Annotated in this window: 11 protein-coding genes; 5 read left to right on the forward strand and 6 right to left on the reverse strand. The window is 34.0% G+C overall.

The annotated features are described in order from the left end of the window. Positions 1-110: 110 nt before the first annotated feature. The 4 genes from PSA_RS13660 (at position 111) to PSA_RS13675 (ending at position 5,844) form a co-directional block, all read left to right on the forward strand. On the forward strand, positions 111-692 hold the full coding sequence (locus PSA_RS13660; protein WP_042148763.1) for a Fe-Mn family superoxide dismutase: 582 nt from the start codon (positions 111-113) through the stop codon (positions 690-692). A gap of 228 nt (positions 693-920) precedes the next feature. Next, the gene (locus tag PSA_RS13665; RefSeq protein WP_042148760.1) at positions 921-2,843 is read left to right on the forward strand and encodes a PrkA family serine protein kinase; all 1,923 of its coding nucleotides are present in this window, start codon (positions 921-923) and stop codon (positions 2,841-2,843) included. 24 nt (positions 2,844-2,867) lie between these two features. Beyond that, complete coding sequence (locus PSA_RS13670; RefSeq protein WP_042148759.1) at positions 2,868-4,142, forward strand: YeaH/YhbH family protein; 1,275 nt, start codon at positions 2,868-2,870, stop codon at positions 4,140-4,142. 121 nt (positions 4,143-4,263) lie between these two features. After that, complete coding sequence (locus PSA_RS13675) at positions 4,264-5,844, forward strand: SpoVR family protein (RefSeq protein ID WP_082305731.1); 1,581 nt, start codon at positions 4,264-4,266, stop codon at positions 5,842-5,844. A gap of 42 nt (positions 5,845-5,886) precedes the next feature. Here the strand turns inward: PSA_RS13675 and PSA_RS13680 are convergent, their stop codons facing one another. After that, complete coding sequence (locus tag PSA_RS13680) at positions 5,887-6,867, reverse strand: diguanylate cyclase (RefSeq protein WP_042148754.1); 981 nt, start codon at positions 6,865-6,867, stop codon at positions 5,887-5,889. 190 nt (positions 6,868-7,057) lie between these two features. Beyond that, positions 7,058-8,062, reverse strand: coding sequence for a response regulator (locus PSA_RS13685; RefSeq protein WP_042148751.1), 1,005 nt, complete (start codon positions 8,060-8,062; stop codon positions 7,058-7,060). Positions 8,063-8,300: 238 nt separating this feature from the next. On the opposite strand from PSA_RS13685, the gene tpx reads away from it, so the two are divergent. Further along, a complete protein-coding gene (gene tpx / locus PSA_RS13690; protein WP_042148748.1) occupies positions 8,301-8,882 on the forward strand; it encodes a thiol peroxidase in 582 nt (193 codons plus the stop codon). Between the two features lie 59 nt (positions 8,883-8,941). Here tpx and hemH read toward each other — a convergent pair whose 3' ends face one another. The 4 genes from hemH to PSA_RS13710 all read right to left on the reverse strand — a co-directional run bounded on the left by hemH (position 8,942) and on the right by PSA_RS13710 (position 14,949). Then, a complete protein-coding gene (gene hemH, locus PSA_RS13695; RefSeq protein ID WP_042148746.1) occupies positions 8,942-9,946 on the reverse strand; it encodes a ferrochelatase in 1,005 nt (334 codons plus the stop codon). Positions 9,947-10,091: 145 nt separating this feature from the next. Continuing rightward, positions 10,092-10,736 carry an adenylate kinase gene (gene adk / locus PSA_RS13700; protein WP_042148743.1) on the reverse strand — a complete coding sequence of 215 codons (645 nt, stop codon included), beginning with the start codon at positions 10,734-10,736 and terminating at the stop codon, positions 10,092-10,094. A gap of 153 nt (positions 10,737-10,889) precedes the next feature. Further along, entirely contained in the window at positions 10,890-12,806 is a 1,917-nt protein-coding gene (htpG, locus tag PSA_RS13705; protein ID WP_042148742.1) for a molecular chaperone HtpG, read from the reverse strand. 202 nt (positions 12,807-13,008) lie between these two features. Further along, on the reverse strand, positions 13,009-14,949 hold the full coding sequence (locus PSA_RS13710) for an ATP-dependent DNA helicase RecQ (protein ID WP_042148739.1): 1,941 nt from the start codon (positions 14,947-14,949) through the stop codon (positions 13,009-13,011). Positions 14,950-15,090 lie beyond the last annotated feature (141 nt).

The raw sequence follows: 15,090 nt of genomic DNA on the forward strand, positions 1-15,090 counted from the left end.
GTAACTTAATCATGAGTATATTAACATTGCTGTTTATTAAAACTTGAGTAAAATACTCAGGTATTGTAACACAAAGCAATTGTACTTAACAAAATACCATGGAGAATAAAATGGCATTTGAACTACCGTCACTACCATATGCAATCGATGCACTTGCACCGCATATTTCACAAGAAACTTTAGAATTCCATCACGGAAAACACCATAATACTTATGTTGTTAAGCTTAACGGATTAATCGAAGGTACAGATTTCGCTAATAAATCATTAGAAGAAATCGTGTGTTCTTCAGAAGGCGGCGTATTTAACAACGCAGCACAAATCTGGAACCATACCTTCTACTGGAACTCACTTGCTCCAAATGCAGGTGGCGCACCAACTGGTGCAATCGCTGATGCAATTAATGCTAAATGGGGTTCTTTTGAAGAATTCAAAGCTGCATTAAATGATAAAGCTGTAAATAACTTTGGTTCAAGCTGGACTTGGTTAGTTAAACTTGCTGACGGTTCTCTTGATATCGTAAATACTTCAAATGCTGCAACACCATTAACTGAAGATGGCGTAACACCTATCCTTACTGTAGATTTATGGGAACATGCTTATTACATCGATTACCGTAATGTGCGCCCTAACTACTTAAATGGCTTTTGGGCATTAGTTAATTGGGAATTCGCAAATAAAAACTTTGCTTAATTTCAATTTTTATAGATTTAAAGGCACTCTTTGAGTGTCTTTTTTTATGCTTGCTAAGAAATCATTCAATTAATGAAGTTTCACCCTTTATTGCAAAAACATCAATAATTACAATTCTATAGTAAAATTTTTCTTTAAAAATCTTCACTTTATTTCATAACACCGACTACGCTTAAAGTAGAGCTATTCATTTTAAAAGTGTTTTTGTAATAATGATTGGAGGTCCATATGACAATATTTGATCACTACCAGGCCAGATATGAAGCGGCCAAAGAAGAAGAATATAGTATCTCTGAGTTTTTAGAGATTTGCCGAAATGATAAATCCGCATATGCCAGTGCCTCAGAAAGATTATTAATGGCCATAGGCAACCCTGAAATGGTTGATACATCTCAGGATCCAACTTTAAGTAGGATTTTTTCAAATCGTGTTGTTGCGCGTTATCCAGCTTTTAGCGAATTTTATGGTATGGAAGATGCTATTGAGCAAATAGTCTCTTACTTAAAGCATGCAGCGCAAGGTTTAGAAGAGTGTAAACAAGTACTGTATTTATTAGGACCCGTTGGTGGCGGTAAGTCTTCATTAGCTGAAAAGTTAAAATTTTTAATGCAAAAAATGCCAATTTATTGCATTAAGGGATCACCTGTAAATGATCATCCTTTATCTTTATTTGATGCCCTAGAAGATGGTGAGTTATTAGAAAAAGAATACGGCATAAATCAAAGATATTTAAAAACAATTATCTCACCATGGGCAGCAAAACGACTTCACGAATATAATGGTGATATTAGCCAATTTAAAGTAGTTAAGCGCTACCCTTCTATTTTAGATCAAACTGCAATCGCAAAAACAGAGCCTGGTGATGAGAACAATCAAGATATAAGTGCCTTAGTTGGTAAAGTTGATATTAGACAACTAGAGCATTTTGCTCAAAATGATCCAGATGCCTATGCCTATTCAGGTGCTTTATGTAGGGCAAACCAAGGTTTAATGGAGTTTGTTGAAATGTTTAAAGCACCTATCAAAGTGCTGCACCCATTATTAACAGCAACACAAGAAGGTAACTATAATGGCACAGAAGGTTTATCTGCTCTGCCATTTACCGGTATTATTTTAGCGCATTCCAATGAATCTGAATGGCAAACCTTCAGAAATAATAAAAACAATGAAGCTTTTTTAGATCGTGTTTATATTGTTAAAGTACCTTATTGTTTACGTGTTACCGAAGAAGTCAGAATATATGACAAATTGATAGAAAGTAGTGAATTAAAAACCTCTCAATGTGCACCTGGCACTTTAGAAACTTTAGCGCAATTTAGTGTCCTTTCTCGGTTAAAAGAACCAGAAAACTCAAGCATTTACTCTAAAATGCGCGTTTATGATGGTGAAACTCTAAAAGATACCGATCCAAAAGCTAAGTCTTATCAGGAGTATAAAGATTACGCAGGTGTTGATGAAGGCATGAATGGCTTATCTACACGTTTTGCTTTTAAAATATTATCTCGCGTTTTCAATTTCGACCATACAGAAGTGGCAGCAAATCCAGTGCATTTATTCTATGTACTAGAGCAACAAATCGAAAGAGAACAATTTTCACAGGATATCCAAGAGCATTATCTAGAGTTTCTAAAAGGCTTCTTAATTCCAAAGTATGTTGAGTTTATCGGTAAAGAGATTCAAACAGCCTATTTAGAATCTTATTCTGAATACGGACAAAATATTTTTGACCGCTACGTCACCTATGCCGATTTTTGGATTCAAGATCAAGAATACCGTGATCCTGATACAGGTCAGCTTTTTGATAGAGCGGCTTTAAATGCAGAGCTTGAAAAGATTGAAAAACCTGCTGGTATTTCAAATCCTAAAGATTTTAGAAATGAAATTGTTAACTTTGTACTACGTGCAAAAGCACACAATAATGGCAAAAATCCAACTTGGACTAGTTACGAGAAACTGAGAACCGTTATTGAGAAGAAAATGTTCTCAAATACAGAAGATTTATTACCTGTTATTTCATTTAATGCCAAAACATCAGGTGACGATCAGAAAAAACATGAAGATTTTGTCAATCGTATGGTTGAGAAAGGCTATACCAAAAAGCAAGTACGACTATTATCTGAATGGTATTTACGCGTGCGTAAATCGCAGTAACATTAGATTAAAAGAGGGAAATATATGGCCCACTTTATAGACCGCCGATTAAATGGCAAAAATAAAAGCACGGTGAATAGACAAAGGTTTATTCGCCGCTATAAACAACAAATTAAAAAAGCAGTATCAGATGCGATTAATAAACGTAGTGTTACAGATATAGATCAAGGTGAAAGTGTTTCTATTCCAAGTAAAGATATTGGAGAACCCACCTTTCATCAAGGTAAAGGAGGTGCCAGAAATACAGTTCATCCTGGCAATGATCAGTTTACAAAAGGAGACAAAATAAAACGTCCACAAGGTGGGCAAGGTGGTGGCGCAGGAGAAGGTGAAGCCAGTGATAAGGGTGAAGGAGAAGATCAGTTTGTATTTTCAATTTCAAAAGATGAATATTTAGATTTATTATTTGAGGATTTAGAACTCCCTAATTTACAAAAGACACAATTAGACAAATTAATGGAGATGGAAACTCACAGAGCAGGTTTTTGTTCTGATGGCGTCCCTACTAATATTGATATTGTCAGGTCACTGCAAGGTTCTTTAGCGCGCAGAATTGCAATGTCTGCCGCTAAAAAAAGACAATTGAGAGAAGCAAAAGCTGCTTTAATTGAACTTGAAAAAAGCAAAACAGCTGATGACTCTGAAATAAAACTGTTAATTAAAGAAATTGAAGAGTTAAAAGCTAAAATTTCTAAAGTCCCTTTTATTGATTCATTTGATTTAAGATTCAGAAATTATGAACAAAGGCCAAAACCAACCAGTAAAGCTGTGATGTTTTGTTTGATGGATGTATCTGGCTCTATGGATCAAGCAACCAAAGAAATGGCGAAAAGGTTTTATATTCTACTTTATATGTTTTTAACACGCACTTATAAAGATATTGAAGTTGTTTATATTCGCCATCATACCCAAGCAAAAGAGGTAGATGAACAAGAGTTTTTCTATTCCCAAGAAACAGGCGGAACCATAGTTTCAAGTGCTTTAAAATTGATGGATGAAATTGTTGAAAAAAGGTATGACCCAACTCAATGGAACATTTATGCGGCTCAGGCATCAGATGGCGATAATTGGGCTGATGACTCACCTAACTGTACTGAATTGCTATTAAATAATATTTTACCAAAAATCAGATATTATTCTTATATAGAGATCACCAATAGAGCACACCAAAGCTTATGGCGAGAATACGAAAAAATAACTCAGGCATATGATAATTTTGCAATTCAACATATACGTTCAGTTGAAGATATTTATCCTATTTTTAGAGAGCTATTTAAGAAAAATAGCCAAAAAGCTTAAGTTATAAATCGTTTAAGGAGGACTATATGCTAACAAAAAGTAAAAATATAAGACCTTTATTTGAATACGTTCGATTTAATCATCCATTAAATTTAACTAGCTTGTTTTAAAGGAGATCAATATGACTCAAGATATAAACATTGATCAGCCGGTTAAAAAGCCAAAACAGAAAAATCAAAAGCACTGTGATAAATCAGCTGTATTAAATGATGGTCCTGATTGGACCTTTGATCTACTTGAGCAATATCAAACAGAAATTGCACGAGTAGCTGCGCATTACAGGCTAGATACTTACCCTAACCAAATTGAAGTGATAGCCGCAGAGCAAATGATGGATGCTTATTCAAGCATAGGTATGCCCATTGGTTATAGCCACTGGTCTTATGGCAAAAAGTTTATTCAAACAGAGCAAAGTTACAAGCGTGGCCAAATGGGCTTGGCATACGAAATAGTGATTAATTCTGAGCCTTGTATTTCATATTTAATGGAAGAAAATACGTTACCTATGCAAGCGCTTGTCATTGCCCATGCGTGTTATGGTCATAATTCATTTTTTAAAAATAATTATTTATTTAAAACCTGGACCGATGCAAGTTCTATCATTGATTACTTAGTATTTGCCAAAAACTATATTGCAGATTGTGAGCTAAAGCATGGTTTAGTTCAAGTTGAGTCATTACTTGATTCTTGCCACGCTTTAATGAATTATGGTGTTGATCGCTATAAACGCCCGCAATCAATTTCATTATTTGAAGAACAGAAAAGACAAGAAGAACGTGAAACTTATTTACAGTCTCAAGTAAATGAGCTGTGGAAAACAATTCCGCAGCAACAGCTTGAAGAAAAACAAGATATTGCGCATTTCCCCTCTGAGCCACAAGAGAATATTCTTTATTTTATTGAAAAACATGCGCCTTTATTACAACCTTGGCAAAGAGAAATTATTCGAATTGTTAGAAAAATATCACAATATTTTTATCCTCAGAAACAAACTCAAGTTATGAATGAGGGGTGGGCAACTTTTTGGCATTACACTATAACTAATCATCTGTATGATGAAGGTAAAGTCACTGATGCATTTATGTTAGAGATTTTACAAAGTCATACAAATGTTGTTTATCAACCTCCCTACAACAGTCAGTATTATTCTGGGATCAATCCTTACGCACTTGGATTTAATATGATGGTTGATATTAGACGCATATGTGAAAACCCGACTGAAGAAGATAAAGCGTGGTTTCCTGAGATTGCAGGGAGTGATTGGTTAGAGACGCTTCATTTTGCGATGAAGAACTTTAAGGACGAAAGTTTTATTAGCCAATACCTTTCACCCAAACTCATAAGAGATTTTAAATTATTTTCAATTTTAGATGATGAAAAACAAAATCATTTAAATGTTAGCGCAATCCATAATCAACAAGGCTATCTTGATATTCGCCAAGCATTATCAGAACAATATAATCTGAGTAATTTAGAACCAAACATTCAAGTTTTTGATGTTAATCTAAAAGGAGACCGATCATTAACATTACGTTATATCCCTCATAATGATATCCCGTTAGGGGATTCTAAAGATGAAGTTATTAAGCATTTGCATCAACTGTGGGGGTTTAAAGTTAAACTTGAAACAGCTTCAGCCACAGGCTCTGTCACGAGTATTGCTCAGTGCCCTACACCTGAAGAAGAAAAAACCGCTATTTAGAAATAAAAAGCCCCAAGTTGAAATTTAAACTTGGGGTTTTTATTATGTTTCTTTGTTATCAGTCTGTTTTTTATATACGGTTACTCGATTTCGACCATTTTCTTTTGATTGATATAGCGCATTATCAGCAGCAACTATCCAATCTTCATGTTTAGTAAAGTGACTTTCAAGCTTAGCAATACCTAAGCTTATCTTTATTTTGATTTCACATCCTTCATAAATAATTGTCGAACTTTCAATTGTCTTTCTTAAGCGCTCAGCAAAAATCATCGCTCCTTCAATATCGGTATCAACTAAAGTGACAGCAAATTCTTCACCACCATATCGACCTGCGACATCAGATTCACGTAGCGTTTTTTTCAAAACATCTGCAATATGACGAATTGCAGCATCGCCGCCTGCATGACCAAAATTATCGTTAACATGTTTGAAGTGATCAATATCAAACATTAATAAACAGCTTTCATTATTATTGCGATTAATTCGTTTGAATTCTTTATGAAGAGATTCTTCCCAAAAACCTCGATTATATAAACCCGTAAGCCTATCTATTCTGCTTAACTCAGCTAACTTTTGGTTCGCAAGCTCTAATTCTATTTTATTAACCGCTTCATCAGTCACATCATATAAAATAATACATAAATGCCCTACTTCTCCTAAGGTATTTGTCAAAGGAATAAAAGTCGCATTTTGGTACATATCATCAGCTTTACCTGTGATCGGACGGTAGTTTTTAAATTTAAAAATATAAGGCTGTTGTTCCCATATGGTAAAAGAGCGATTTTTTAAAACAAATACAGCTTCCGATTTACTGCGGAACCATTTCTCATCAATACTGGGAAACAAATCAAATACATCTTTATCTTTTACAGCGCTTGGTAACAAGCCAGAATGGTTTTCCATAAAACCATTCCATACACATATATTATATTTACGATCTAATACCACCAAGCCAACGTCTATGGTATTAAACATATCCATCATCCAGTGAATTTCATTCATTTCAAAGTCAGCAGCTGGCATATTACAAATCTTCTAGTTTAAGGTTAAAACATATCCATCACGTACCTACTGAATTATAGTAATCCCAAAGTCATCAGCAAGCATATTACAAATCTTCTAGTTTAAGGTAAAAACATATCCATCATGTATCGGCTGAATTTCATTCATTTCAAAATCAGCAGCTGGCATATTACAAATCTATAAATTAAAGTTAATCATCTAATAGATATTGTACTTTATATTTTAATGTTTTTAATGAATCTTCAGTAAACAATAACATTAAATCAAAATTAACATCATGATTTTCAATACCATAACTAATTTCTATTGCTAAGGTACGTTGCCATCTGGATTTATTTGTTTGTACTAGCTTGGCAACATCACAATGCTGGCCCATTACAACTGGGTGACCTTGACTAAAAGACATATCTAGTTGTTTAGATAATCCAGACAAAAGTGAACCTATTAATATATTTGCAATGTCCATTAATAGCTCAAGTTCTACTTTTTCGTTCACTTCACCTTCATAATTCATCAAAGATGCAATTTCTTTAAAACTTGAGTCATTCAGTAAAATTAATGCTTCACCGGATACTCCACCGCCAATAAAGCCTTGGCAAACACCTGATGTACTTGCATTCGCATCAATAGATTGCAGTGCCATGTTCAGTTCGCTGACTTCTAATACATTAACATTAGGAATTGGAAGCTTTACAAAAACATTTAATAAACGGGCTAATAAATCACCAGCTTGCCCCATAGCAACATTAGTTAACTCCTGATAAATATCTCTGATTTCAGGTTCAATTTGCTCCCCAAGCTTATGGGCTAAACGCTCTCTAATCGCTTTATCTTTAATGCCATGCTTTTCAATTATTTCATCGAGTTTTTTAGGTGAACATGGTTTTTTTATAAAATCTATGGCCCCCAGTTCAATTACACGGGCATGTGCTGTCGGTTGAATATCACCAGATACAACAACGGTCAATACTTCTAACCCTTGTTCTTGAATGGTCTGTAATACTTCATAACCGTCCATTTGCGGCATGTTTAAGTCAAGAAACAAAATTTCGGGCTTAATTTCACGTATTTGTTCTATACAGTGTAACCCATGTTCTGCATATTCAATCTGAATATCCCAATCATCAGGTAAAGAACGTGCCAACTGACGACGAGCTAATCTTGAATCATCACATATTAAAATAGGAGTGGCCATACACATTCTCTTCTTAATTTATAATAGTAATTTTAGAAGAAATTCAGCTAAAGTTACATTTTTTATAATTCTAAACTTAGCATAACAGAAATGTTAATTCGATTTAATATTAAACTATTAAATTAATAGGTTAACCAATGACAATTCTGTAACTATATAATAATATATTTTATAACTTTAAAAATTAATTTAGAATCAACGCAAAAATCTACACTCTATATCAATTCATAGGAATATTATGTTACGTAACTTGCTATTTTTAACCTTTTTATCTGCCAGTTTTTGCACTTGGTCAACATCAAACATTAATACACTCGATGCAGGTAAGGTCACTGCTGGCGATAAACCAATTGTATTATTAGGTAACTCTGTTTCTCTGGGACAACAAGCGCCTAACTTCAAAGTAGTTGATGATAAATTTAGCCCTATTTCATTAGATAAATTTACAGGTAAAAATATCTTAATTAGCGTAGTACCAAGCTTAGATACTGGGGTTTGCAGTTTACAAACAAAATTTTTTAATGAAAAACTTGCCATTGAACACCCTAATTTAGTGATGTTAACCATTAGCTCTGATTTACCTTTTGCTCAAAAACGTTTTTGTGCAGCAGAAAATATAGATAAAGTGATTACATTATCAGATTCTGTTTGGCATGATTTTGGAAAAAATTACGGTTTGATGATCCAAGATATGGGATTACTGACAAGAGCTGTATTTTTATTAAATAAACAACATAAGATAGTTTATAAGCAGCTTGTTCCTAGCTTATCTCAAGAACCTGACTATATATCAGTTCAAGCTGCCGTTAAAAAATTATAAATATATAAATTGTTGCGAAGTACTACCACTTCGCAAATATCTTCTTTAGCTATAAACGATTACCAATTGGTTAAATTTTTAACAACAATATCTTCAAAAACATTTATGTGATCTGCCCTATTATTTAAAGCTGGAATATAATCAAAACCACTACCACCCGCTTCAATAAAAATTTCTTTATTTTCAATTGAAATTTCTTCTAAGGTTTCTAAACAATCAGCAGAAAATGCAGGACAGATTAACTGCACTGATTTAACCCCTTCTTTAGGAAGCTGTTCTAACGTTTTATCAGTATAAGGTTGAAGCCATTCTTGCTTGCCAAAACGAGACTGAAAAGTCATCATCCATTCGTTATCACTTAACCCTAAAGTTTTTGCAGTCTCTTTAGCTGTATATTCACAGTATTCAAAATAAGGGTCGCCCTTTTCAATGTTAACTTTTGGTAGTCCATGAAATGAAAAAATAAGCTTGTCAGCTTTATTTTTTTGCTGCCAAAAATCTTTAATTGATTGCGCAAGAGCTGATATATAAAGTGGATTTTGATAATAATCTTTCACAAAACGAATTTCGGGTAAGTTTCTGACTTTAGCTAAACTTTGATTTAATTTATCAAAAACTGCCGCTGTAGTTGTGGCTGAGTATTGTGGGTATAAAGGTAATACAAGTATATTCTCTATGCCTTTTGCTTTCATCAAGTCTAATTTAGCGCTGATAGACGGATTGCCATATGTCATAGCCAGTTCTATCGTTAAATCGACATCATGCTTATCTTTTAATAAATGAGATAAAGATTCAGCTTGCTGCTCACCTATTACTCTCAAAGGAGAACCTTGCTCTGTCCATATTGAAGCATATGCTTTTGCCACCTTTTTACAGCGTAAAGGTAAAACGGCACCATTTAATATGAAATACCAAATAAAAGCAGGGATTTCCACAACTCGTGTATCGGATAAAAATGCTTTTAAATATTTTTTAACAGCTTTTGGTGTCGGTTCATCTGGCGTGCCTAGATTTACCAGTAAAACACCATATTTAGAAGGATTCTTTGATAAAGATAATTTCATTATATTTCTTTTTAGTTGGATATAGCCATATTTTAAACGGCTACAGAGAAGTAAAAACCCACAAATATGCGGGTTTTTAATTTATTAGATATTAATCAATTATGCAATGATACCCATCAATCTAAAGTTGATGACTTACTAGATATTAACCTAATAACTCAGCAAGTTGTGCACTAACAGCTTCAACTGCTTGTGTACCATCAAATTTATTGTATTTTGTTTTACCTGATTTAGCTTCTGCTTGATAATACTCTACTAATGGTTTTGTTTGATCATGGTAAATGCCAAGACGTTTACGTACAGTTTCAGCAACATCATCTTCACGGATAATTAAATCATCACCAGTTTCGTTGTCTTTACCTTCAACTGCAGGTGGGTTATATACAACATGGTATACACGACCAGAAGCAGGATGTACACGGCGTCCGCCCATACGTTCAACAATTACTTCATCAGCAACATCAAACTCGATTACGTTATCAACGTCAACGCCATTTTCTTTCATTGCATCGGCTTGAGGGATCGTACGAGGGAAACCATCTAATAAGAAGCCTTTTGCACAATCAGGCTTTGCAATGCGCTCTTTAACTAAACCTATGATGATTTCATCTGAAACTAGTTGGCCAGCATCCATTACTTTTTTAGCTGCAAGACCCATTTCAGTGCCTTCTTTGATCGCTGCACGTAACATATCGCCAGTAGAGATCTGTGGAATACCATATTTATTCATTAAGAATTGAGCTTGAGTACCTTTACCTGCACCTGGTGCACCTAAAAGAATTATGCGCATATTAATTGCCTTTGTTTGAAATTAAAGTTCGAGGCGAATTCTTCCATAAGCGCAAAGTATACTCAAGAAACTTTGAAGGAAATTCGCCAAAAGTTGTAGAAATTAAAAAAGGAAGCAAGGCTTCCTTTTTTATTCATTAAATTTTAAGCAATCTTACTTGCTTAAATCTAACATTAGCTTATTTAAACGGCTAACAAACCCAGCTGGATCTTTTAAGCTGCCGCGTTCTGCCAATAATGCTTGGTCTAATAAAACTTCAGACCATTGTGCAAATTTATCTTCATCTTGCTCATCATTTAGGTGCTTCACTAATTGATGCTCAGGGTTTAGTTCAAAAACAGGCATCGCTTCTGGTGCGCCTTGGCCTACTGCTTCCATTAACTTGGCCATTTGTGAACTCATATCATTTTCATCAGCTACAACACATGCTGGAGAATCAGTTAATCTGTGAGTAAAGCGAACTTCTTTAACTTTTTCACCTAATACTGTTTTAATACGTTCAGCTAAACCTTCAACTTCTTTTTCTGAGTTTTCTTGCTCTTTTTTGCTCTCTTCATCATCAAGATCACCTAAATCTAAATCACCACGCGTGATAGAAGTAAGCTGTTTAGAATCGAACTCAGTTAAATGGCTCATCATCCACTCATCAACACGATCTGACATTAATAATACTTCAATGCCTTTCTTACGGAAGATTTCTAAGTGTGGAGAACTCTTAGCTGCTGCAAAATTATCTGCTACAACATAATAAATCTTATCTTGTCCTTCTTTCATACGAGATACGTAATCTGCTAGAGAAACACTCTGAATTGATTCATTATTATCTGTTGAAGCAAAGCGTAATAGTTTAGCAATTGCATCTTTGTTTACTGCATCTTCAGCCGGGCCTTCTTTGATCACCTGACCAAACTCATTCCAGAAAACTTGATAATCTTCAGCTTTGTTTTTACCCATACGCTCAAGCATTTTAAGAATGCGAGAAGTACAACCTTTACGAATTGTTTGTGTTGTTTTGTTATCTTGTAATATTTCACGAGATACATTCAGTGGTAAATCATTAGAATCTAATAAACCTTTAACAAAACGTAAGTAACTTGGCATAAACTGTTCAGCATCATCCATAATGAATACACGTTGAACATAAAGTTTTAAACCACTTTTATGGTCACGATTCCATAGGTCAAACGGTGCTTTTTTAGGGATATAAAGTAGGCTAGTATATTCAGATTTACCTTCTACTTTGTTATGTGTCCAAGTTAGAGGCTCTTCCCAATCATGACTAACATGCTTATAAAACTCTTTATATTCAGATTCTTCAATTTCTGATTTATCTAAAGTCCAAAGCGCTGTTGCTTTATTTATTGTTTCCCATTGAGCTGGTACTGCAGCAATTTTTTCGCCATCAGGACCTTCAGACTCAGGCACCTCATCTTTAAACATTTGTACAGGGATAGAAATATGATCAGCATATTTAGTTACGATGCCACGTAGACGATTGCCATCTACAAATTCTTTTTCTTCTTCTTTTAAATGAAGTGTAATTTCAGTACCACGTGCTTCTTTTTCAATTTCAGCAAGCGTGTATTCACCTTCGCCTTTTGAATGCCATTCAACAGCTTTTTCTTCACCTGCTTTACGCGTGCGCACTGTTACTGCATCGGCAACGATAAATGCAGAATAAAAACCAACACCAAATTGACCAATTAATTGTGAATCTTTCGCTTGGTCTCCAGATAAGTTTTCAAAAAACTCGGCTGTGCCTGATTTTGCGATAGTACCTAATGAGCTAATCACTTCATCACGGTTCATACCAATACCGTTATCTGAAATAGTTACTGTGCCCGCTTTTTCGTCAGTGCTGATCGTAAGTTTTAATTCAGCGTCACCTTGATATAAATTACCGTCAGAAAGAGCTAAGAAACGTAATTTATCTGCTGCATCTGATGCGTTTGAGATAAGCTCACGTAAGAAAATTTCTTTATTTGAATATAAAGAATGGATCATTAAATTTAGGATTTGTTTTGCATCTGTTCCAAACGAATGGTTTTCTTTATTTAATTCAGCCGTCATTGAGGTTTCCATATATCTATATTAAATCATACCCAAACAAATTTACTGCCAGGCATGTGTAGTTAGTATCATTTATAAAATATATATGGGGTAGCAAAAATTTAATTCAAGAGAAAATCTCAATTTCTGTTAAAAAGTCCTAAAGCAGGCTTAGGACTTTTTAAGTTAAGTAAAAACAAATAGATAATTGATTACAAAACTCTCAAAAATGTAACTTACTTATTTTCTGTTGTATTTCTTCAAATCTTAAGTTTTCACAGCAAGCAAAACCCGATAGCTTTTTTACTTTATTTCTAGCAAATAGTGGAATACTGATCCCTGCTAAAAATCTACTATATATACCTATAGTCAATTCATGAGCAACTTTATCACTTAAGTGATTTTTAAATTCAGCTAATGCTTTAATTAAAAAATCATCTTGTGGAAAGTCAACATTTGTTGAATATGTTAATTTTGCAACCTGACCCCTACATACACTACAGTGTCCGCAGTTTTCAGGTGAATTATAATCATCAAAGTACAAAGACAAATTGTGACTTAAACATGATTTAAGCTCAAAAAACCTAACAAGTGTCGCTATTCGTTTAATTTCTTTTTGTTCTTTATCGGTAAAATAATCATAAAGATTTTGCACTATATCGCCTTCACTTAACTTATCTACATCAATATTAAACACTTCTGTAATACGTTTAGTTTCAAGTTCAATCAACCCTTGTTCCGCTAAATAATCTAAAGCAGCAACTACTCTGCCTCTATCACTACCATAGTTTTGATATAAAGCATCAAAATTAAGTGACCCCCATACTTTTTTAAACTGTGTGTGGTTAAAGATTTCAGATAGAAATACTGCCCTTTCTTGCGAGAATCTAGATAAAATCAGTTGCCGGTCTTGCAAATACTTATATTTAAATTCTGCAAAATAAGCGTACATAGGTTTAATAACATTCATTAGCTCTAGCTGAACTAATAATGTTTTAAGTGGCAGTTGTTTAATATTACTTGCATTAGATAAACCAGTCGTTTGAAGTTCCCACTGACCTTTATCGTTCTCATCAAACATATTGTCGATTATAAATTTGATTGCATTTTTTTCTGGAGTATCACCAAATACAAAATTCTCAACTGTATTTAGACCATCTAAATTAGCAAGTGTAAAACACTGAGACTTGAGCCCATCTCGCCCTGCTCTACCTATTTCTTGGCAATAGTTTTCAATTGATTTAGGTAAGTCATGATGGATCACAAATCGTATATTCGACTTATCTATACCCATACCAAATGCGATTGTCGCAACCACCACTTGAATTTTATCTGCCATAAAATCATTTTGAATACTTTGGCGTAATTCACTATCAAAACCAGCATGATAAGCACATGCGTTAATATTATGAGACTTTAAAAATTGTGCAACTTGCTCAGCACTATGCTGCAAAGTGACATAAACTATGCCTGAACCAGATTGACTATGAACCACATCAAGTAACATTTTATTTTTATTATTAGTAGATACAGGAATAACTGATAAATCGAGATTATCACGGTAAAAACCGGTTTGAATAACATGCTCTTGTGAGATGTCAAAACGCTCAGCCATATCCTTTTTAACTTTTTTTGTTGCTGTTGCAGTCAAAAGTAGCGTTAGAGGGATATTAAGTTGCTTTTTATAATCTGGCAGTTTTAAATAATCAGGCCTAAAATTGTGCCCCCATTCAGAAATACAGTGTGCTTCATCAACCACTAACATAGATACATTAACTGATTGGATAAACTGCCTAAAGCGCTCATTTTTAAAACGCTCAACAGAAACCATTAAAATTTTGGTATAACCTGAACGTACATCACTCATTACTTGCTTATTTTTCTCAGCGGTTAAAGTGGAATCAATGCTCGCCGCTTTTATGCCTTTCTTAGCTAAGAATTCTAATTGGTCTTTCATTAGAGCTAATAAGGGTGAAACAACAAGTGTTAGATGTGGTAAATGGATTGCACTTAATTGATAACACAAACTTTTGCCTGATCCAGTAGGGAAAATAGCTAATGATGATTGACCATTTAATAACTGTGTTATTGTTTGTTTCTGGCCTTGCCTAAAAGAATCAAAACCAAACCACTGCTTTAGAGATTGACTGAGATCTATGTTCATTTGTAATTTCCTATATTTATTATCAGCAGGTTAAAAGCCAAAAGTCATTATATTCTATATTTTTTACCAGTTTTTTACTTTCAATATTAAAAAATTTTAATCTTACACTTGCTAAATTTAATTTTACTGTATAAATTACCA

Origin of the sequence: Pseudoalteromonas sp. '520P1 No. 423' (genome assembly GCF_001269985.1) — a bacterium.
Taxonomy (GTDB): Bacteria; Pseudomonadota; Gammaproteobacteria; order Enterobacterales; family Alteromonadaceae; genus Pseudoalteromonas.